The 21703-nt window shown below is 28.3% G+C and carries 21 protein-coding genes and 2 other annotated features; of the genes, 1 reads left to right on the forward strand and 20 read right to left on the reverse strand.

Features of this window, described 5'->3' with window-relative positions:
- Positions 1-4: 4 nt before the first annotated feature.
- The 9 genes from KHQ81_07255 to KHQ81_07295 form a co-directional block, all read right to left on the reverse strand.
- The gene (locus KHQ81_07255; protein QVK19472.1) at positions 5-1444 is read right to left on the reverse strand and encodes an MATE family efflux transporter; all 1440 of its coding nucleotides are present in this window, start codon (positions 1442-1444) and stop codon (positions 5-7) included.
- 229 nt (positions 1445-1673) lie between these two features.
- Entirely contained in the window at positions 1674-2291 is a 618-nt protein-coding gene (locus tag KHQ81_07260; protein QVK19473.1) for a rubrerythrin family protein, read from the reverse strand.
- Positions 2292-2448: 157 nt separating this feature from the next.
- Complete coding sequence (locus KHQ81_07265) at positions 2449-2658, reverse strand: alpha/beta-type small acid-soluble spore protein (protein ID QVK19474.1); 210 nt, start codon at positions 2656-2658, stop codon at positions 2449-2451.
- 142 nt (positions 2659-2800) lie between these two features.
- Positions 2801-3010, reverse strand: coding sequence for an alpha/beta-type small acid-soluble spore protein (locus tag KHQ81_07270; GenBank protein ID QVK19475.1), 210 nt, complete (start codon positions 3008-3010; stop codon positions 2801-2803).
- Between the two features lie 147 nt (positions 3011-3157).
- Positions 3158-3361, reverse strand: a complete 204-nt coding sequence (locus tag KHQ81_07275) for an alpha/beta-type small acid-soluble spore protein (GenBank protein ID QVK19476.1) — start codon at positions 3359-3361, stop codon at positions 3158-3160.
- Between the two features lie 159 nt (positions 3362-3520).
- Complete coding sequence (locus KHQ81_07280; protein ID QVK19477.1) at positions 3521-3736, reverse strand: alpha/beta-type small acid-soluble spore protein; 216 nt, start codon at positions 3734-3736, stop codon at positions 3521-3523.
- 84 nt (positions 3737-3820) lie between these two features.
- Complete coding sequence (thiI, locus tag KHQ81_07285) at positions 3821-5044, reverse strand: tRNA 4-thiouridine(8) synthase ThiI (protein QVK19478.1); 1224 nt, start codon at positions 5042-5044, stop codon at positions 3821-3823.
- A 12-nt stretch (positions 5045-5056) separates the two neighbouring features.
- Positions 5057-6187 carry a cysteine desulfurase gene (locus KHQ81_07290; GenBank protein ID QVK19479.1) on the reverse strand — a complete coding sequence of 377 codons (1131 nt, stop codon included), beginning with the start codon at positions 6185-6187 and terminating at the stop codon, positions 5057-5059.
- A 51-nt stretch (positions 6188-6238) separates the two neighbouring features.
- Positions 6239-7993 carry a hypothetical protein gene (locus KHQ81_07295; protein ID QVK19480.1) on the reverse strand — a complete coding sequence of 585 codons (1755 nt, stop codon included), beginning with the start codon at positions 7991-7993 and terminating at the stop codon, positions 6239-6241.
- 469 nt (positions 7994-8462) lie between these two features.
- On the opposite strand from KHQ81_07295, the gene rpsD reads away from it, so the two are divergent.
- The gene (gene rpsD / locus KHQ81_07300) at positions 8463-9068 is read left to right on the forward strand and encodes a 30S ribosomal protein S4 (protein QVK19481.1); all 606 of its coding nucleotides are present in this window, start codon (positions 8463-8465) and stop codon (positions 9066-9068) included.
- Between the two features lie 42 nt (positions 9069-9110).
- Here the strand turns inward: rpsD and hflX are convergent, their stop codons facing one another.
- The 11 genes from hflX to KHQ81_07355 form a co-directional block, all read right to left on the reverse strand.
- On the reverse strand, positions 9111-10355 hold the full coding sequence (gene hflX / locus KHQ81_07305; protein QVK19482.1) for a GTPase HflX: 1245 nt from the start codon (positions 10353-10355) through the stop codon (positions 9111-9113).
- A gap of 321 nt (positions 10356-10676) precedes the next feature.
- Entirely contained in the window at positions 10677-11078 is a 402-nt protein-coding gene (locus KHQ81_07310; protein QVK19483.1) for a GNAT family N-acetyltransferase, read from the reverse strand.
- A 109-nt stretch (positions 11079-11187) separates the two neighbouring features.
- On the reverse strand, positions 11188-12453 hold the full coding sequence (locus tag KHQ81_07315; protein ID QVK19484.1) for a tyrosine--tRNA ligase: 1266 nt from the start codon (positions 12451-12453) through the stop codon (positions 11188-11190).
- A gap of 16 nt (positions 12454-12469) precedes the next feature.
- Positions 12470-12943, reverse strand: coding sequence for a GNAT family N-acetyltransferase (locus KHQ81_07320; protein QVK19485.1), 474 nt, complete (start codon positions 12941-12943; stop codon positions 12470-12472).
- 34 nt (positions 12944-12977) lie between these two features.
- Positions 12978-13168, reverse strand: a binding site (T-box leader).
- A 42-nt stretch (positions 13169-13210) separates the two neighbouring features.
- Positions 13211-13783, reverse strand: coding sequence for a phosphate propanoyltransferase (locus KHQ81_07325; GenBank protein ID QVK19486.1), 573 nt, complete (start codon positions 13781-13783; stop codon positions 13211-13213).
- 36 nt (positions 13784-13819) lie between these two features.
- Positions 13820-14012: a binding site (T-box leader), on the reverse strand.
- Between the two features lie 42 nt (positions 14013-14054).
- A complete protein-coding gene (locus KHQ81_07330) occupies positions 14055-15056 on the reverse strand; it encodes a LacI family DNA-binding transcriptional regulator (protein QVK19487.1) in 1002 nt (333 codons plus the stop codon).
- Between the two features lie 196 nt (positions 15057-15252).
- Positions 15253-16329 (reverse strand): bifunctional 3-deoxy-7-phosphoheptulonate synthase/chorismate mutase, encoded by a 1077-nt coding sequence (locus KHQ81_07335; GenBank protein QVK19488.1) that lies wholly within the window; start codon positions 16327-16329, stop codon positions 15253-15255.
- 42 nt (positions 16330-16371) lie between these two features.
- The gene (locus KHQ81_07340) at positions 16372-17088 is read right to left on the reverse strand and encodes a YtxH domain-containing protein (protein QVK19489.1); all 717 of its coding nucleotides are present in this window, start codon (positions 17086-17088) and stop codon (positions 16372-16374) included.
- Positions 17089-17165: 77 nt separating this feature from the next.
- Positions 17166-18479: a UDP-N-acetylmuramate--L-alanine ligase gene (gene murC / locus KHQ81_07345; GenBank protein QVK19490.1), complete on the reverse strand. Its 1314-nt coding sequence runs from the start codon at positions 18477-18479 to the stop codon at positions 17166-17168.
- 182 nt (positions 18480-18661) lie between these two features.
- Positions 18662-21079, reverse strand: coding sequence for a DNA translocase FtsK (locus tag KHQ81_07350; protein ID QVK19491.1), 2418 nt, complete (start codon positions 21077-21079; stop codon positions 18662-18664).
- A gap of 310 nt (positions 21080-21389) precedes the next feature.
- On the reverse strand, positions 21390-21701 hold the full coding sequence (locus KHQ81_07355) for a thioredoxin family protein (protein QVK19492.1): 312 nt from the start codon (positions 21699-21701) through the stop codon (positions 21390-21392).
- Positions 21702-21703: the final 2 nt, after the last annotated feature.

Raw genomic sequence — 21703 nt, forward strand, 5'->3', positions numbered from 1 at the left:
AATTTTAGTGATTAGACACAAAAGCTTTTTTTCTTTTAAAAATATTAAATTTGTTTGATGTTTTTTGACTCGATTGAAATATTTTTTTCATATTACGATTTGCTAATATGGTTAAAAATGCAGCTCGATATACATAATCTAAACTCATCGCTATCCATGCGGCAGCTAAACCTAATTCTGTATAATTAAGTAAGAAATGAGCGATGGTAATTCGAACTAACCAAACACTTGATGAAGTAACAAAAAAGATTTGTTTTGACTTTCCAATGGTCCTCATTAAACCAGAGTAAACATAATATCTTGCAAAAAAGACTTGAGCTAATGCTTCTATTCTTAATACACTACTTGATAATCTAATAACATCAGCATCATTTGTAAATAATCTAATAAAGACAAAAGGTATTAATAAGAAAAACAATCCCATCGTTCCCATAAAAATGATTGCTAAACGATCGGTTTTTTTAATACATTCTTTAGCCATCATATAATTTTTAGCACCTAAAAATTGACCCACCAATGTAACAATAACAACATTAAAAGCATTACCAGGTGTAAAAGACAAGGACTCAGCAGCGTTAGCGACTGCATGAGCTGAAATAGCAGTTGGTCCAAGGGTTGTTACCATTGATAAAAATTTCAGCATTCCTGCACGGAAAATCATCATTTCAAGTGCTGTAGGTATTCCAACAGAAAAAATACCTGAAAGAATTGGTTTTGTAAATATAAAATCGGATATTTTTAGTTTGAATTTAGCTATTTTAATAAAATAGAGAATTAATAATACTAAAGAAATACTACGACTAGTTAACGTTGCAATCGCTGCTCCCCTAATTGCTAAACCAAATAGATTGATATTAAGACCCATTACAGAAATATGATCATAGATAAAGATGGTATTAAAAATAATATTCAAAATAATATTTAAACCACTTAAATACATTGGAATTTTGGTTTTTCCCATTCCACGTAAAAGCCCAACAAACATTTGTCTAAACATTAATATTGGAATGGAGAAAGTCATAATACTCATATAGGCTTTTGCATTGGTTAATACCATAGCCTCACATGAATCTTTTGCACCCATTAATTTCAAAAAGTTAGTAGAAAAAAAATAGAATATTATTAAGAATACGAGCGAAAAAATAATTCCAATAGAAATTGTTTGACCAATGGTCTTATTTCTATTTTTATTATCTTCTGCGCCAATATATTTTGTTACTAAAACCGTTCCACCTAAACTAAAAGCATTGGCTAAAACCAAACAAGTATATATAAGGCTATTAGATACTTCCGTTGAAGCTAAATAAAATTTATCAAGTCTTCCTAACATGGAGACATCTACATATCCAATCATTGTTTCTAAAAACATTTCAATAATGATAGGAATAATTAGTACGATTATTGTTTTGTTTAAATTCTTTGTATAATATATTTTATCTTCCATATTAACCTTCTCTTTTCAAACTTTTACAAGGCTATTATACACCTTAATAAAATAAATGCAATACAAAAACGAAAATAAATTCCTAAATAAATTTATAATATAGAAAATATATTCCTTTTTAATTTTTACTTTTATAATTATATAGTTATATCGTGATATTATTAATATAGTCCATATAAATTAAAAATAAAAAAAAGGGCTACCAATGATGGTATCCCAGCTTAAATTCTTAATAATTATTTGATTTTACTTCAAAATAAGATTTCGGTCTTAAACATGTAGGACACATTCCTGGTGCTTTTGTTCCAACATGGATATGTCCACATTCTCTACATACCCAAACAACTTTTTCTTCTTTAGCAAATACTTGATCTTCTTCTAAGTTTTTAACTAATTTACGATATCTATCTTCATGTTCCTTTTCAACTTTAGCGATTAATTTAAATTGACTTGCAATTTTAGGAAATCCTTCTTGAAGAGCTATTTCAGCAAATGCTGGATATAATTCCACAAATTCTTCATGTTCTCCTTCAGCTGCTGCTTTTAAATTTTCTAATGTAGTACCGATTTTTCCAGCAGGATACATTGCAGTAATTTCAACACCATCACCTTCTAAAAATGCAAAAAAGATTTGGGCATGATGTTTTTCATTATAAGCTGTTTCTTCAAAAATAGCAGCAATTTGCTCATACCCTTCTTCACGAGCAACTTCAGCAAATAGATGATATCTATTTCTAGCTTGAGATTCACCAGCAAATGACTTCAAAATATTTTTTTCTGTTTCTGTTCCCTTTAAACTTTTACCTTGACGGTAACTACTAAACTTTTCAATTAATTCTTTTTTCATATTACGCCTCCTTTAGTGTTACTATTATTATAGCAATTATTAATAAATAAAGGAAATAAAATGCAATATTATTATTTAAATTTGCAAGTTAAAAGAGACGCATCATTTTAAAAATAATTGTCTCTTTTTTATCCTAATAAATTATTATGGAAGTTAGTTATCCATTATTTGAATTATTCGCTCTTGTTGCTTGTGCTTCAGCAATTAAACGTTTAGTCATTTCTCCACCTACAGATCCATTTTGACGTGCAGAAGTTTGTGAACCAAGCGTTACACCAAATTCACTGGCTATTTCATATTTAAACTGGTTTAAAACCTGTTTTGCTCCTGGCACTACTAATTTATTACTTCTATTTTTATTTTCCATCATCTCACCTCCTATTTCTTATATCTTGTGTATAATTACTCTAAAAAATACAATAATAACAATAGAAAATAATAGTAAAAGAAAGAGCTATAGTATATACTATAACTCTAACATTTTCTAATTCATCATAGATAAACTAAACTTATCTAGATTGATTAGGCATACCTGAACTCATTTGTTGTTGAGCTGTTGCAACTAAACGTTTTGTAATTTCTCCACCTACAGATCCATTTAAACGTGATGCTGTGTCAGGACCAAGATTCACACCAAATTCATTAGCGATTTCATATTTCATTTGGTCTAATGCTTGTTGAGCACCAGGAACTAATAATTTATTTGAAGTTCTTGCCATACTGTTCACCTCCTGTCACATTTAGGTTGTGATAATCTCTTTAAATTCATACTAGTATACAAATGACAAATTCTAGTATTAGTAATTTGTCAAATATCATTATAAAAATAACTATTGACACTTATTGTATTTAAAGATTTTTTATAATTATTTATTTTGAATGTTTGTAGCTGATCCCATTTGTTGTTGAGCGGAAGCAACTAGACGTTTTGTAATTTCTCCACCTACAGAACCGTTTAAACGAGATGCTGTATCAGGACCAAGATTCACACCAAATTCATTAGCTATTTCATATTTCATTTGGTCTAATGCTTGCTTACAACCAGGAACTAATAATTTACTTCTTGGCATATCATTCACCTCCTCTATTTCTATTTTTTGAACATCACGTTAAAAACATACTGAAAACATAATTACAATTATTAGAAGTAAAAAGAGTTATAGTAAAAACTATAACTCTTTTATATATATTTTGTGATAATTTCAAATTATCTAATAATATAATTAAAATTATCTATTTTGATTTGTGTTTGTGTAACTAGAACTTAATTGTTGTTGAGCCATAGCGACAAAACGTTTAACCATTTCCCCACCTACAGAACCATTTAATCTTGACGTTGTATCAGGACCAAGATTTACACCAAATTCATTAGCTATTTCATATTTCATTTGTTCAATAGCTTTTTGAGCTCCAGGAACTAATAGTTTATTTGAACTTCTTGGCATATCATTCACCTCCTCATTAATAGGATGTGTATGAGAATGCTTTTAGATACATGGTAATAAATTTTGAAATTTCCGTATTATAGATTAAAATAATTCATTTAATTCGTCAGATGAAACTAATTGAATTGGTTCTCCTGCTTTTACTGTTATCACTTTAATATTATCAATACATTCACTGATTAATTGTTCATAATTAAATTTATTTTCAAATTCTATACATTTATCTAATTCAGGTTTAGTTACAGGATTTTTCGGTACAAATATCGTACAACAATCTTCATACGGACGAATAGAAATGTCATAAGTATCGATTTTTCTAGCAATACTAATAATTTCTAATTTATCCATTGTGGCACATGGTCTAATAATTGGCATAGAACTTACCTGATTAATTGCATACATACTTTGCATGGTTTGTGAAGCAACTTGACCAACATTTTCACCATTAACAATAATTAATGCTTGATTCTTTAATGCGATTTTTTCCGCAATACGATACATCATTCTTCTCATTATTGTAATGGCATAACTATGTGGACAATTTTCATAAATTGCCTTTTGTAATTTGGTAAAAGGAACATCATAAACTTTGATTTTACTATTATTATCATAATGAGCTAACTTTTCAGTTAAATCAAGAACTTTTTGTTTAGAACGAAGAGATGTGTATGGTGGTGAAGAAAAATGAACAGCATCAATCGCTACACCACGTTTTTGTATTAGATATCCAGCAATAGGACTATCAATCCCACCTGATAACATTAATAATCCTTTTCCATCTTTTCCTACAGGAAGTCCACCTAATCCAGGAATTTCTTTCGTACTAATATAAGTACCATCATCTCTAATTTCAATACGAAGTGTTACTTGAGGATTTTTTACATCAACAACTAAATAAGATGATTCTTTTAGGACATGTGATGCTATCGTTTTTGATACCTCAAGTGATGTCATAGGGAATAATTTATCAGCTCTTTTTGTTTCAACTTTAAAGGTTGTTGTTTCTTTAATCTCTTCTTTAATTACTTTTAATGCTAAATCTTTTATGGATTCTAAATCAGATTCACATTTTGCTGTTAAGCAGTAAGCATGTAAACCAAAAACTTTATTTAACGCATTAATGACATCATTATGATTTTCCCCATTTAAAATAATATAAAATCTCTCATAATTACTAATATATTTCAGATTTGGAAAATTTTTACATTTTTCTTTAATTATATAATTCGTATGCTTAATAAAACTGTATTTATTCTTTCCTTTTAAAGTTAATTCACCATACTTAATTAATATTCTATCATAAAGCATAATTCTACCTCTTTATTTTAATTCTTCAATTACTTCTTTTAATACTTCTTCAAAAGTATCTATCTCATGATAAGTTGTTAAATGAGATAAACTGATTCTAATCTCATTACGAGTTAATTCATCATCTAGACCAATCGCTTTTAAAACTCTACTTGGCTCATTTACTTTTGATGAACAAGCTGATTTTGTTGAAAAATAGATCTCATGTTTCTCAAAAGCATGTACAAATGTTTCTCCTTTTATTCCTTTTAAAGAGCAATTAATTATAAAAGGAGAACAATGCTCTCTTGGAGAGTTGATAATAATATTTGGATACATACTTAAAATATTTCTCATACGTTGATTTAATTTTACAACATATTCATAATTGTTATCAATATCTTCTATGATTAAACGCATGGCTTTCGCTAATGCAACCGCACTTGGAGCATCAACTGTGCCAGCACGTAAATGAAACTCTTGTGTCCCACCAATTTGTTGAGGTGTTAGATTAATCCCTTTTCGTATAAACAATGCTCCGCTTCCTTTTAATCCATAAATTTTATGAGCAGATAACGAAGCTAAATCTATATTCATTTCATTTAAATAAACTGGTAATTTACCTAAAGCTTGTACAATATCAACATGAAAAGTAATTTTATGATATTTTTTTAATAAATCTCCGACTTCTTTAATCGGCATAATCGTACCAATTTCATTATTAACATACATCATTGAAACTAATATTGTATCTTTTCGTATCGTATTTTTTAATTCTTCTAAATTAATTCTTCCATTAGAATCAACTTGTAGAACCGAAACATCAAATCCTTCCTCTTTTAGGGTCTCAATCGTATGAAAAACAGAAGGATGTTCAACAACAGTTGTAATGATATGTTTACCGCGATAAGCATTTTTATATGCAATTCCTTTTATTGCTAAATTACTTGCCTCAGTGGCACACCCTGTAAAAACAACTTCATAATTTTTAGCATCTATTAGCTGACGCATTTGTTCACGTGCCAAAGCCAAAATATTATCTGATAAGACACCAAACTTATGTAATGAACTCGGATTCCCCCAAAAGTTTTTATTCGTTTTAATGAAGGACTCTAATACTTCCTCTCTTACTGGAGTAGTTGAAGTATAATCGAAATAAATCATTTTTTCACCTCTTCAAAAAAGTTCCCTAGCATTTGCTAGGGGTTACATTTATTAAAATATTTCACTGAATTTAATTTGATACTTTTCTAAAACAATTTTTTTATCATTTGGATCAATATTTTCTAATATTTGCATTACTTTTTCATAAGCTTTCATATAACTTTTCTTATAAAATAAATTCTCAGCAATTAATAAATCTTTTTGATATTCTTTATTAGTAAAATATCTATTAGCATAAAGTAAAACAAACTCAGTTAAAAGTGTTTTATAGATGATACCATTAATATCTTGTGTTGTTTTTTCAACTTTATTTACTAATACTTTTAATGTTTCATTTAACCTAACAATATCAATTGGGAATGAACTTAATAAGATATACAATTGTGAAAGTTCCATATTTAAATTTTTAATAATATTTAAATATTTTTTATGATAATCAAAATTAGCATATTTTATATACTTTTTTGTTCCATTTATTTTTTCAGTCATCTGTGAAATTTGTTCTCGAGCAGTTTGTTCGTCTTTATATATTTCATCAATAATAAGTAAATTATGGTCAAGTTCTTTTGATATTTTCGCAATATCAATTGTTGTTATCTCTAATTCCTCTTTTATTTCATCATAAGATATATCATAGACATCAAATTGTTTAGCTAAACTAGATAATCGAATTTTTTTACTATCTATATTAATTAACATTTGTTCGATCGAATTAATATCTTTATCAGTAATATTGTATGAACCTTCGACAATTTTAAAAATTGAAATAAAATTTTTCGCTGTACTTTCAACTTTCATAATATTTTCTTGTTGTATTTTTAAATTGTTAATAATCGTATTTTTCTTTTCAAGTTCATCTTCTAATCGATTAATACTATTATTTAAATAAATATCAATTTCTTTTAACTGGCTTTCAAAATCATCAATTTTAAATGAATTAACTTCAGTAATTATTTCTTGAATCCGTTCAAAATGATGTTCATATTTATTAGAAAAGTCAATCTTTAGTAGTTGAAATTCTTCATCGGTAAAATTATCCGATAGTTTCTTAAGATTTTCAAATTTTGGTAATAATGATGTATTAATTTTATCAAGTATTCTCGGGGAGTTATTTACATAATTTTCTAAAATTTTAATTTCTTTAAAAATATTGGAAGCTACTTTATCAGCTTCAACAAATTGTGAATCTTCAATACATTTATGACATTCATCAAATTTTACTCCAATATCATGAAAATATTTTTCAATTTTATCTTTATTACTTATATAATAATCTTTATTCTTATAGTAGGTTGCTTTTATTTCAGTTACCATATCAAGATATTTATTGATATATTTACGATTATCACTGGCCATATCAATATATTCAATAATCTCACCCTTAAAATGGTCTGCTTTTTCTTCTAAATCTTGAACCTCTTGATTAAATGCTTCTTTTAAACTTAGAAAATATTGATAATTATTTTGATTTATGGCATCTTCTAAAACATCTAACATACCATATTGTGCATCTACTTCCCGAACTAGGTTTTCTATATCTTTTTTCCATCTTAAAACAAGCATTCCTAGTTTTTGATCACTTTTTAAATTATCATATGATGAGTAATTTTTAATGACCTCATGTTGTTTTAATTTTTGAATTCTGGCTCTTAAAACCTCTAATGTCTTACGATATTTTTTCTTTTTAACATTAAATATAACCAATATTATGATTAACATAATAAATAATACAACAAAAGAGGCAATAATAATGACTAATATCAAATTGTCTCCCTTATCAATAAATTCTTTAAAACGATCGAGCATTCCCTATCACCTCATCAATCTTCAATTAATATATATTTTAGCATATTTTTAATTATTTTTCATTTGCTTTTTGACATTTTTTGTTATAATAATTAATATTGCGGTGATAATATGTTCGTAAATAACTATATACAGATGATTTTTCATCTTCTAGCCAATTATTATTAAATAATTACTAAAATAATTAAAATTTCAGAATGTCATATTAAGATAACACTGCTTTAGAAAAATATGTTAAGATATTAGTCAATTATTTATAAAAAGATTGACAATGTTTCATAACTAGTATATACTATTTAAGTGCAAATAAAAGGCAGCAGTTTGGCCATTTAAAGTCATTAGATGATACCTTTTAAGGGTTTATACGTAACTCTATGGCTGCTAGAGTGAGCATAATCAATATTATCTAAGCTTTAGATAAGGTTAAGCATCTTCTTTTATGTGCCAAGAAATTAAAGGAGGATTACTTATGTCACGTTATACAGGTCCAAGTTGGAAAAAAGCACGTCGCTTAGGATTTTCTATTCTAGAAACAGGTAAAGAATTACAAAGACGTCCGGTTGCTCCAGGGCAACATGGAGGAAAACGTCGTCGTAAACCTTCAGAATATGGACTTCAATTACAAGAAAAACAAAAATTACGTTTTATGTATGGATTAAACGAACGTCAATTCAGAAACTTATTTGATAAGGCTAACAAAATGCAAGGTATTCATGGTGAGAACTTTATGTTTTTACTAGAGTCTCGTTTAGATAATCTTGTTTATCGTTTAGGTTTAGCAAGAACACGTCGTCAAGCTCGTCAGCTTGTAGGGCATGGACATATTATTGTAGATGGAAAACCAGTAAATATTCCATCATACTTAGTAAAACCTGGACAAGTTATTTCATTAAAAGAAAAATCACGTGGTTTAACAATCGTTAAAGACGCTTTAGAAGCAACTATTTCTAGACCAGCATATTTAACTTTTGATGAAAATACTTTATCTGGAACTTATTCACGTCTTCCAATGAGAGATGAAATTCATCCAGAAATTACTGAAAGTTTAATTGTCGAGTATTATAGCCGAGTATAATACTCAAAAACCTTCTACCATGGTAGAAGGTTTTTTTTGTTTTTACAGAACATATTTTTGATACTTCTCAAAATCTTTGAGCGAACATTCTAATGCTAAAATTGTCCCTTTTTCATTATATGATGTAGAACGAATGAGTGCACATTGATGGAAATAATTTACTAAATTCATATTCTCATAAGGAATCATCATCTTACAAGTTAAAAAATCTGTAAATAATTTCTTATCAATCAACTTAACAAGTTCAACAATCCCTATTTGATTTTTGGCTGAAAGATATATTTCATCATTTTCAATTTTAGGAATATCCATTTCAACTAAATCAGTTTTATTATAAACTGTAATGATTGGAATATCTTTTACTCCGATTTCTTTTAGTGTTTCAATGACAATTTCCATTTGATGTTGATAGTTTGGATGACTATAATCAACCACATGAATTAATAAATCAGAATATAATACTTCTTCAAGCGTTGAACGAAATGCATTAATTAATTGATGAGGTAATTTATCAATAAATCCAACCGTATCTGTTAGTAAGAATGATTTTGAATTATTTAATTTAATATGCCTAACTGAAGTGTCAAGTGTTGCAAATAACATATCTTTTTCAAATACATTTTTTAGACTTGATTTAAACAATTCCATAGAGACATTTAATATAGTTGACTTACCAGCATTGGTATATCCTACTAAAGATACAACTTTCATATGATTTTTTTGTCTTAAGCTTCTCTGGGTTTTGCGTTCTGAAACAATAACCTCTAAATCCTTTTTTAAGGATTGAATTTGGTTTTTAATTTTACGTCTATCATTTTCTAATTTCGTTTCACCTGATCCTCTATTAATAACACCGCCACCTCTTTGTCTACTAAGACTAGCAGATGTATTAACTAATCTTGGTAATAAATATTGTAATCGTGCAATTTCAACTTGAATTCTACTTTCCTTAGAAGTTGCACGTTTATTAAAAATATCTATAATAAGATTTGCTCGGTCTAAGACAATACATTCTAAAGCTGATTCTAAATTTCTAACTTGAGATGGTGATAATTCATCATTAAATATAACCTTATTCACTTCTTTTTCATCCATGATCTGTTTTACCTCATCTAACTTCCCTTTTCCAATATAATAAGAAGTATTAATTCGATTTAAATTTTGAGTCAACACAGAAACGACATCCAATTGAAATCCAGTGGCTAGATTTTTTAATTCTTCCATTGAATGTTCAAAATTAATATTTTTTTGACAATTCACACCAACTAATATTACTTTCTCTTTCATTTTTATATCCTCCTTTTAATAAAAAAAACACAAGATTCACCTTGTGTTAAGTACGCGAAAAAGGACATGGATATGGCATGACAAATAGATAACAAAAAAAGGACTATTCATCCTCTCAAATTTATAAGTATAACAAAATAAGGTTTCCTTATAAGAGACCAATCACGATTACTCTTCACAGGGTGAAGTCTATTCAATTATTTTATAATCGATACTAATCGAATTCGTCTCTTTACAAACATGACGACACCTTACCTTTCATTCTTTCTACACTATTATATTACCATATATGAAAAAAATTGACAATATTTTATAATAAAATTAATTATTATTTAAATATTTTCGTATTATCATTCCTTGTGAATTCAACATCTTAAACTTTTGATAAAATGCTTGCAGAGGTTTATCGCAAGTTAAATCAATATTATTAATATGATTTAATGAATTTAACATTAATTCCATTAAATGAGACCCTATCTTTTGATTTTGATAATCAGGTAATACCTCAAGCATTGGAATAAAAGCAAATTGAACTTTATCACTTAAAGCATTAATAAAACCAACGACCTGATTTTTTGTATGATCAATCGCAACAACAATATACTGACTATTTTGTAAAATTTGGAAATGTTCTTCTTTCGATAATGGTTTTTTCCACCCCACAAAAAAACCTTCTAACATCTCTTGATTAATTGATTTTAAATCGGTTTGATAACTTATCATAACTATCCTCCACTTTAACTATATCACTATTATCATTATATATAATCATTGTTGGGAAGTAAATATTAAAAACACATTCAATTAAATTGAATGTGCTTATCTAAATATTTTATTCGAACTTTGCCATAAAGTAATTTTTCTTACCGCGTCTTAACACAATGTATTTATTTTCAATCGCATTTTCTTTTTTAATCACAAAATTAATGTCATTCACTTTTTCTCCATTAATAGAAACAGAATTATTAGAAACAAACTCACGTGCTTCACGTTTACTACGTGCAGCTTTTATTTCAATTAATAAATCAATAATTCCTTTTTCGCTACTTAAAACCATAGATGGTAGACCTTTAAATCCAGCCTCGATTTCTTCACCTGTTAAGTTTTTAATATCACCACTAAATAAACTACTAGTTATTTTTAAGGCTTGTTGAAAAGCCATTTCACCATGAACTAATGTCACGACTTCTTTAGCTAATTGTTTTTGTGCTTCTCTTAAATGCGGTTCTGTTTTCACTTTTTCTTCTAATTGATTAATTTCTTCATGTGATAAGAAAGTAAAGTATTTTAAGAATTTGATTACATCATCATCACTTGTATTTAAGAAAAATTGGTACATCTCATAAGGTGTTGTTAATTTTGCATCCAACCATATTGCTCCACCTGCTGTTTTACCGAATTTCGTTCCATCAGCTTTAGTGACTAACGGAATTGTTAAACCTATGGCTTTAACATCTGAACCATTTGATTTTCTAATTAATTCTAAACCTGAGGTTATATTTCCCCATTGATCACTTCCTCCGATTTGAAGTTTACATCCTTTATTGTTAAATAAATATTCAAAATCCATTGCTTGAAGGATGGTGTAAGTAAATTCTGTGAAAGAAATACCTGTATCTAATCTTTTTGCGATGGTGTCTTTAGCTAACATGTAATTAATTCCAAAATGTTTACCATAATCACGTAAGAAATCGATGATTGATAAATTTTTCGTCCAATTATAATTGTTCACTAATTCTGCACCATTTTTATTTTCATCAAAATTTAAAAACTGAGCTAATTGATTTTTTATTGACTGTGACCAATTTTGAACAGTTTCTAAGGTATTTAGTGAACGCTCAGTTGTTCTTCCACTAGGGTCCCCGATTAAGCCAGTAGCACCACCTACAAGTGGTAATGGTTTGTGCTTAGCTAGTTGGAATCTTTTTAAAACTAAAATAGGTAGTAATGAACCGACATGTAAACTATCAGCAGTAGGGTCAAATCCGCAATATAAAGTTACCATTTCCGATTCTAGTAATTCATCTAAGGCTTCTAAATCTGTACAATCATTTATTAAACCACGCCAAGTTAAATCTTTTAATAATTCATTTTTCATTTTTTTCTCTCCTTTTTTATAATTTTAAAGACATTTTACGATTTAATGTCTTCATATTTAAATTTTCATAAAAACTTATAGCATCTTGATTAAATTCCCAAACATTCAGTTCAAGTGAGGTCACCTTATTTTCTTTCGCGATACGGAGACATTCTGAAAACAATTGTTTACCATAACCTCTTCTTTGATATTTAAAGCTAATCACAAAATCATCTATATAGGCATATTTTCTTTCTACAATAATATCATAATTTTGTGTGTCTTTTATTACCATAATCGCAAAACCAATGATATCATTATCATTTTCAATTAATAAAAAATAAGTATTCACATCATCTAGTAAGAGATAATAGTAGTTTTGTGGCATTGGGTTTTCTACATCTTTAAAGTATTCTCCTAAGTGACATACATGCAACTGATGTACTTCTTTAAAGAGATTGAGCAGTTTGTCATAATCAGATACAACTGCTAAACGAATTCGCTCATTCATATTTTGCCTCCTAACAAAAAAAGCATCCTTAATATCTAAGGACGCAATTTACGTGGTACCACCCTAGTTCACTTTCGTGCACTTGTATTAATAACGGTTTTATCCGTCTACTTAAGTAGAAGCTCATGGGTGTACTTCATTATCAATGGGATTCTTAGTTTACACCAACCACTAAGTCTCTTTAAATATCACATTGAAACTACTTAAACCAGTCATCGCAAATATTTAATTGTTATAAGATATGAACAAATTTTATATTTGTGTTAATTATTTGATTAATTCAACTAATTGACCATTTTTAACGCCTGCAGCGTTTCCTTCATCGATATCAACATGCATTTCTAATGCAAAATCATCACGCACTCTTACTAATACATTATCAAAGAGAAGTGATCTCTCACCATCTACTTTAATTTGAACACGGTCTTTATCTTTTACGCCAAATTCTTTAGCATCATCTGTGTGCATATGGATATGACGGCTTGCAACAATAACACCTTCTGTTATTTCAACTTCACCTTTTGGTCCAATGATTTTAGCACCAGGTGTACCTACGATATCACCAGAATCTCTAACAGGTGGATAAATTCCTAATGCAAAACTATCTGTTTTTGAAATTTCAATTTGAGTATTTTTTCTAACCGGTCCTAAAACTCTAACACCCTTGAAAGACCCTTTAGGTCCAACAATTTCAACTTTTTCATTTGAAGCAAATTGCCCAGGTTGAGAAAGATCTTTAAATTTTGTTAATTCGTATCCTTCACCAAATAAGTTATTTAAATCTGAGCTACTTAAATGAATATGACGATTACTCATGGCAATTGGTAATTCTTTTTTCATTCTAATTCCTCCTATAAATAAAAAAGGTCCTTATAATCTAAGGACGCATCTTTTGCGTGTTACCACCCTAGTTCACTTTCGTGCACTCATTCAGTTAACGGTATTATCCGTCTACAGTTATCCTGTAGATGCTCATGGGTGTAATATCATTAATTTATTGTCTTAGTTTCCACCAAACACTAAGTCTCTATAAGCCTAAATTAATAACTAAGCCAATCAACGCATATATGTTTCATTAATAATATAATACAATTGTAAAAAAATATCAATACTATTTGGTAGAATTTCTCCAAATAATATTATGCGGTAAAACAACATTAACATTATCAATTGGTTCATCATTCATTAATTTGGTTAATAAACGCATTGATACTGCACCAATATCATAAATTGGGTTATCGATAGATGTTAAAGTAGGTCTCGACATTTTTGAATATTTTGTGTTTTGGAATCCCATTATTTCTAATTCATCTGGAATTTGAATTCCTAAATCACAAGCTGCATTAATCATTGATGCGGCAATTGAATCACGGACAACAATTGCTGCTTCAGGTTTATTATCTTTTAAATAATTAAGGAAAAATGGATAATTCACAACAACTCTTCCTGAAGTACGGATAATTTTAGGTTCTAGTTTTGCATCATCCATTGCTTTTTTATATCCACGTTCTTTTAGTGTATTAACCGAATAGGCACTTCTTGTTGACACAAATAGAATATCTTTCTTGCCTTGTTCTATAAAAGATTGAGTCGCATCATAAAATGCCTCTTCAAAATCAATTGATACCGATGGAATAAGATTTCCTTCTTCTTTAACATTACATAAAACAACTGGTACCGTTGAGTCACTAATTTGTTTAATATTTCTTTCTTGTAATTCATCATTCAAATATATAATTCCATCGACTTGTGCTGCATACACTTCTTGCCAGATATCATCTTCAACTTCTATTTCACTATTTGTTACTTTTAGTAAAACAGTATAATCATACTTACGTGCAATATCTATGACACCATTTATCATTTCAGCAACAGATGCACGAGATACATCAGGTACAATTAAGGCAACTGTCGTCGATTTACGGCTTGCAAGTCCTCGCGCGATAGCGTTTGGGCGATATCCTAATCGATTAATAGCCTCTAGTACTCTTTCTCTTGTAGCTGGTTTCACTTTTTCAGGATAATTTAAAACACGTGAAACAGTCGCTAGAGAAACATCAGCTTCACTCGCTACATCATATATTGTTATTTTAGAATTTTTTATATCAATCATTTGATTCTCCACCTTTACGAAATCCTTTTCTAAATATTATAATAAAAAATGTAAATATTTACAATAGGAAATCCATTATTTATGAAAATTCTTACATTTTCTATGAAAATATTTTCATTTTCTTTTAATTATTTTAGTTTCTTTGAAAATTATATTATTTTCTTTGAAAATTCTTTCATTTTCTTTAAAAATTATTTTAGTTTCTTATTAAATTATAAAACTGAGTAAATTCATTAAAATTCATTTGTTGATTTGCATCTGATAAGGCTAATTTAGGATTAGGATGGATTTCTGCCATTATCCCATCACTTAAGGAAGCAAGAGCAGCTTTCGCTAAATAAGCCATAATATCTTTTCTTCCTGCAGCATGTGATACATCAACAATTACAGGTAAATGGGTTTCTTGTTTTAATATCGGAACTGCCGAAATATCTAAAGTATTACGAGTAGCTTTCTCAAAAGTTCTTATTCCACGTTCACATAAAATAACATTTGAGTTTCCTTCTGAAATGATATATTCTGCTGATAATTTAAATTCCTCAATAGTCGCTGAAAACCCACGTTTTAAAATTATTGGTTTATCAATCTTTCCCACTTCTTTTAATAAACTAAAGTTATGCATATTACGAGAACCGATTTGAACGATATCTATATAATCCTGAGCCATCTGTAATTGTTCTTTGTCCATGATTTCAACAACAGAAATAAGATGATGTTTTTTTGCGATTTTATGCATAATCTTTAAACCTTCAAGTCCTAACCCTTGAAAATCATAGGGAGATGTTCTTGGTTTAAATGCACCACCTCTTAAAAATTTGAATCCTTTTTCTGATAAAAATGCTGCGGTTGCCTCTAACTGATCTTCACTTTCTATAGAACATGGACCAAAAATAAATGTTTTCTCATTTCCGCCAATAGTTACATCATTTATTTTAATTAAGGTGTCTTCTGATTTCATCTTTCTTGAAATCTTTAATTCTGATTTCTTATCATCTTGTTGAAGAGTTGCTGTAGCTTTAAAGATTTCTTTAAATAAGCTAATAATGGTATCGTCTGAAAAGGGTCCATTATTTCGTTTTACGATTGACTCTAGAATATGCAATTCTCTAATGGGGTCATATATAGGATACCCATGAATCTGTTTATTTTTACCGATTTCTAATGCAATTTTTGCTCTTTTATTTAGAAGGGTTAATAATTCTTGATTAATTTGATCAATTTCAGATCTTAATTCACTTATTTTATGCTTCTTATTCTTTTCTTTATCCATCATCATCCGTCCTTTATAATACGTAAAAAACAGTAAATGAAATATTTACTGTTTTTCTATAATTTCAGTTGTAGGTTCTTGTTTAAAAGACAAATAACCTTTCACCTTATCATATAAATTTTTAATTTCTTCGAAAATACGGTTTAATATTTCATCTTTACTTGAAGTAGTTATGTAAGTTTTTAATTCTTCGATTTTATTGAAAATACCGTCTCTCACTTCTTCAGCATTAATGCCTTTGGCTTTTTCTGCAAGTTCATCTAGTTTTTCCATAGCTACCTTTCTCATATCTTCACCCGTTTTCGGAGTTAAGAAAGCAACAGCTAATCCACCAACTACAGCGCCTTTTATAAAATCTTTTAACACAGAATTCAACTCCTCATCAAAATTTAATACATTAAATATTTTTGGTAATTCTTTAACAGAATCTATTTTATTAAGCAAAAATAAGGATGATACCATTCCTTTTGGATACTTTTCAATAAAATTTAATATCTCATCGAATTTATTATTTACTGTCTCTAAATTTTGTCCAGTTTTATTCAGTTCATTGAAAAACTGTTCAGCACTAGTTAATTTATCAGTAAATAGTAAAACCATTCGATCTAGTTCTTGAAAAGAAGTTTCCGCAACTCTAATGGTAATATCAGCTTGCTTTAATGTGCTACGATAATTCTCTAGAAATCTAATTCCGAAATAGGTAATCGCCAAAACACAAGCAATTAAAATTATTCCTAGGGTTATATAAATAATATCTAACAACATCTTCACCTACTTTAACTTTAACCAGTTTACATTATCATTATACATTATATTGTCTTGTTTTTTAAGATGATTTACTAAAAATTATTATTATTTTTTATTGAATCTAAATAAATCATGCAATATTTATCAATATCACCTGCTCCCATGAATATTATAACACTTTTTTCATGAGATTTTAAAGTTTCTATATAACTAATATCATTTATCACTTCACAGTCATTAACTATTTTAGCTAAATCATTAACTGAGATGGTTTTATTAGTTTCTCGGGCTGATGAAAATATTTCTCTTAAATAAACTTTATCCACTAAAGATAAAGCTTCAGCAAAATCTTTTAAAAACGTAATCGTTCTTGTGTATGTATGTGGCTGAAAGTAGATAACCTTCTTTTTAAATGGGTATTTAGCATTAACCGCTTCAATAGTTGCTTTTATTTCTTTTGGATGATGTGCATAATCGCTAATAATGACTTGATTATCGACCGTATGTTCTTCAAATCTTCTCTTACTTCTTTCAAAATTCGCTATACATTCTTTTATATCTTCCATATTCTGGTTTAATAAAGTAGACGTAACAATTGATGCGAGTGAATTATAAATCGAGTGAATACCAAATAATGGGATTTTAATCTTACCAATAAATTTATTTTTTATATATAAGTCATAATAAGTATAATGATGATCATTACTGATGTTTTCTGCATAATAGTCATTGGTTGATTTTAATCCATAGGATGTTTTATTCTTATTATCTGGGATTATTTCTTTTAATAATTCATCATCACCATTGTAAACGACCATATCAGATTGAATAATAAATTGTTTAAAAGCACTTTGAACATCTAATATATCTTTATAATAATCCGGGTGATCATAATCTATATTGGTGACAACAGCTATATCAGGAAAATAATGTAAAAAATGGCGTAAATATTCACAGGCTTCAAAAACAAATAATTCACTTTCATGGTTACCTCCCCCCTGCCCATCACCAATCAAATAATTTATTTTCTCATTTTTCGATAGTATTTGTCGGATTAAATTAGTTGTAGTCGTTTTTCCATGGGAACCACTTACTGCGATAGAATAAAACTTTTTACTCAACTTACCTAAAAATTCATAATATGTGTATATTTCACATCCAAGTTCTTTTGCTTTTTGATGTTCTACATTATCAATAAAGGCATTACCAACAATTACAATTAACTCCTTATTAATATTCTCTTCATTAAATGGATATATGTTAATTTTTCTCAATTCTAAGTTTTTACTCGTAAAAAATTCTTCTTTGACATCAGAACCTTGTACAAAATGGCCATAATCACTAAGTAAACACGCGAGTGAACTCATCCCTGCCCCTTTAATGCCAATAAAATGATATTTTAACATAATTAACCTCCTTATCATTTCAATATTATATATAACCAAATCATGCTTTGGTTGATAATAGGTATTTGAAATTATATATTTATATTAGATTATGTTACAAGTTCGATAAAAATGAATAAATGTGAGAGGATAAACAAAAAAGCCCAAAAATGGGCTTTTATCATATTAAGTATGAACAAGATTTAATTATAAATCATATTTTCATAATCATCTAAAGACATTAAAACATCTCTTGGTTTACTACCATTTTGTTGAGGACCAACAATACGATACTTCTCCATCATATCAATCATTCTAGCAGCACGATTATATCCTACTTTAAATTTTCTTTGGATTTTAGAAGCACTAGCTTCTCCCAAATCAATCACATATCGAACAGCATCATCAAATAATTCATCGTCATAATCAAATGAGTATTCACTTTCTTTTTTTACTAAATCTTCAGAGGTAAACAGATAATGAGGTGAGAATTGATCTTTTACATAACTAGTTACCTTTTCAATTTCATCATCACTGATAAATGACCCTTGAAGTCGTTTTAATTGTGGTTTTCCATTATCTGAAAGCAACATATCTCCTTTTCCTAACAATTTTTCTGCACCAGCCTCATCTAAAATGATCCGTGAATCAATTGCTGATGCTACTTTAAAAGAGATTCTAGTAGGAATATTCGTTTTAATTGTACCCGTAATAACATTTGTTGATGGACGTTGTGTCGCTACAATTAAATGAATACCAGCAGCACGTGCTAATTGCGAAATTCTTTGAATATACTCTTCAACCTCAGCTGCAGCGATTACCATTAAATCAGCTAACTCATCAATAATTACAACAATATAGGGTAATTTAGGTAAATCTTCACTACTTCTATTCCGTTTTATATTATAACTTTTAATATCGCGAGCCCCAACACTTTCAATTGCTTCATATCGTCTATCCATCTCTTCTGTTAACCATCTTAAAGTTGCAGTTGCAATTTTAGGATCATTTATAACCGGAGTTAAAAGGTGGGGAATATCACGATATAAACTAAATTCAACTTTTTTAGGATCAATTAATACTAGTTTTACTTCATCAGGTAATGCATTATATAAGATACTGATAATAATTGAATTAATACAAACACTTTTCCCAGAACCAGTAGACCCTGCGATTAAGCTATGGGTCATATTACTAATATCTGAAAAAATAGCTTCACCTGCAATATCAAGTCCTAAAGCAATTTTTAATGGTGATTTAAACGATTTATAAGAAGCACTTTCAATAATTTCTCTAAAAGTAACGATTCTATTTTCTTGATTTGGAACTTCGATACCTACGGTACTCTTACCTGATATCGGTGCTTCAATCCTTATATCACTTGCAGCTAATCTTAACTTTATATCATCTTGTAAAGAAGTAATTCTACTTACTTTAATCCCTGGATTAGGTTCTACTTCATAACGTGTCACAGATGGACCTTGTGTATAATTCACTGTTTTAGCACCTACTCCAAAGCTTTCTAGTGTCCCATCTAATATTTGTATCTGATTTTCAATCCACTCAGTATCATCAGAAATAAAAGCTGTTTTTTCATGAAGTAAATCAATGGGTGGAAAATGATATTGTGCTAAATCTTGATATTTTGGTGTATCGTTTTCTTTTTTAGTTAAATTCTTATGTAACTCTTGGTCTAATTCTTCTTTTAAATTAATAAAATTAACTTTATTTTTTGAGATAGAATCTTTTTCTACTATATTAGGCTTACTATTGATTACATCATCCTGAAAATTTACTTTATCCTGAAAACTTACGTCATCTTTATAGTTAAAATCATCCTGATAACTAACATTATCTTGATTATTAAAATTTTCCTTGTAATAACCATCATCATTGTATGAATAATCATCATCTGCGAATAATTTTTTTAATTCTTCTTTTAGTCCTTGACGTTTTTCTTGATGTTCATAGATATTTATATTTGAATACATATTTTGATCGTTATTTTTCATTTTTTCAAAATCATTAAAAAAAGAAACATTGCTAGTATCATCATATGAGGTCATTATGTTATTTGTATCATCAATTTCTATATCTTCCTCATAAATAATATTAATTGAATTATTCATTTTCTGCTCATTTTCATCAAAATGAACTTCTTGATTAATTGGTTTTGCTTGATTGATCTCAGATGGAATATCTTGTTTCTTATTAGAGGAATCCGATAAGTTGTTATTTATAAAGTTTTCACGTTTCTTTATGTGATTATTTAATAAATTAAACTCGTAATACTCATGTCCAAATTTATTTTTTAATTCTTCTTCTTTTAATTTTTTCTCTTGACGTAAAAAATCATATTGTTTTCCAATCTTCCCTCTACTAGTTGTTACAGGGAAGGTTGAACGATCTTCTACTCTACCACGCATTGGAGATAAAAAATAACTTGAAGTATTATCCTGATCTCTTTTTTCTTTTTTAGATCGATTTTTGACAACACTAAAAAAAACATCACTATCATCTTTCAAATCTTCATCTGAGATAAGTGGTTTTATAAATTTATCGCGTTTTCGCTTATTTAAATTTGGATTATTTTTTTTCTTCTCATAAAATTTTTCATTCATAAAATCACCCATAAAGTATAGTAGGTCCATATTACTACCATTCTATCATATTATAAAAAAATATTCACTAAAAAATGGTAAATTCAAGATAATAAAATTAAGTAAAAGTTAAAATTCATTTAATTCCGTTATTTAACTCATATAAAACAATTAAAAGTTTCAAATTATAGTTTAATTTATAAAGAAATGTCTGATTCTAGTTTATTGACTGATTTAAAACAGATACAAATATAAATTTTTCTTTATATCTTTTAATAAATACAAAAAAAAGAATCAATTTTTCTAATAAGAAAGATTGATTCTAATAACTTTACTTCACTGTTTCTAAAAAATCTATAATCTCTTGCTTTGTTTTTCTAAATTTACTAACAAATGAGCCCAGTAATTCATCTTCATTAAAAACTAAGAAACTAGGTATACCGTAAATATTGTTTTCAATACATAAATCGATAAATTCATCACGGTCAACATAGACAAATTCCATGTTTGAATATATTGTTTCTAATTCATTTAAAAAGGGTTCAATAACTCGACAGTCAGGACACCATTTTGCAGAAAATAGAAAAACAGTGTGCTTTTTTTTAAGTTCTTTGAATTGTTCAATTGATTGTAATTTTATCATTT

It is taken from the genome of Mycoplasmatota bacterium (assembly GCA_018394295.1).
Classification (GTDB): Bacteria; Bacillota_I; Bacilli_A; order Haloplasmatales; family Haloplasmataceae; genus JAENYC01.

Bases quoted from the DNA above. Each gene is read 5' to 3' on its own strand.
- KHQ81_07255 (QVK19472.1), bottom strand. From the start codon at position 1,444: ATGGAAGATAAAATATATTATACAAAGAATTTAAACAAAACAATAATC.
- KHQ81_07260 (QVK19473.1), bottom strand. From the start codon at position 2,291: ATGAAAAAAGAATTAATTGAAAAGTTTAGTAGTTACCGTCAAGGTAAA.
- KHQ81_07265 (QVK19474.1), bottom strand. From the start codon at position 2,658: ATGGAAAATAAAAATAGAAGTAATAAATTAGTAGTGCCAGGAGCAAAA.
- KHQ81_07270 (QVK19475.1), bottom strand. From the start codon at position 3,010: ATGGCAAGAACTTCAAATAAATTATTAGTTCCTGGTGCTCAACAAGCA.
- KHQ81_07275 (QVK19476.1), bottom strand. From the start codon at position 3,361: ATGCCAAGAAGTAAATTATTAGTTCCTGGTTGTAAGCAAGCATTAGAC.
- KHQ81_07280 (QVK19477.1), bottom strand. From the start codon at position 3,736: ATGCCAAGAAGTTCAAATAAACTATTAGTTCCTGGAGCTCAAAAAGCT.
- thiI (QVK19478.1), bottom strand. From the start codon at position 5,044: ATGCTTTATGATAGAATATTAATTAAGTATGGTGAATTAACTTTAAAA.
- KHQ81_07290 (QVK19479.1), bottom strand. From the start codon at position 6,187: ATGATTTATTTCGATTATACTTCAACTACTCCAGTAAGAGAGGAAGTA.
- KHQ81_07295 (QVK19480.1), bottom strand. From the start codon at position 7,993: ATGCTCGATCGTTTTAAAGAATTTATTGATAAGGGAGACAATTTGATA.
- rpsD (QVK19481.1), top strand. From the start codon at position 8,463: ATGTCACGTTATACAGGTCCAAGTTGGAAAAAAGCACGTCGCTTAGGA.
- hflX (QVK19482.1), bottom strand. From the start codon at position 10,355: ATGAAAGAGAAAGTAATATTAGTTGGTGTGAATTGTCAAAAAAATATT.
- KHQ81_07310 (QVK19483.1), bottom strand. From the start codon at position 11,078: ATGATAAGTTATCAAACCGATTTAAAATCAATTAATCAAGAGATGTTA.
- KHQ81_07315 (QVK19484.1), bottom strand. From the start codon at position 12,453: ATGAAAAATGAATTATTAAAAGATTTAACTTGGCGTGGTTTAATAAAT.
- KHQ81_07320 (QVK19485.1), bottom strand. From the start codon at position 12,943: ATGAATGAGCGAATTCGTTTAGCAGTTGTATCTGATTATGACAAACTG.
- KHQ81_07325 (QVK19486.1), bottom strand. From the start codon at position 13,783: ATGAAAAAAGAATTACCAATTGCCATGAGTAATCGTCATATTCATTTA.
- KHQ81_07330 (QVK19487.1), bottom strand. From the start codon at position 15,056: ATGATTGATATAAAAAATTCTAAAATAACAATATATGATGTAGCGAGT.
- KHQ81_07335 (QVK19488.1), bottom strand. From the start codon at position 16,329: ATGATGGATAAAGAAAAGAATAAGAAGCATAAAATAAGTGAATTAAGA.
- murC (QVK19490.1), bottom strand. From the start codon at position 18,479: ATGTTAAAATATCATTTTATTGGCATTAAAGGGGCAGGGATGAGTTCA.
- KHQ81_07350 (QVK19491.1), bottom strand. From the start codon at position 21,079: ATGAATGAAAAATTTTATGAGAAGAAAAAAAATAATCCAAATTTAAAT.
- KHQ81_07355 (QVK19492.1), bottom strand. From the start codon at position 21,701: ATGATAAAATTACAATCAATTGAACAATTCAAAGAACTTAAAAAAAAG.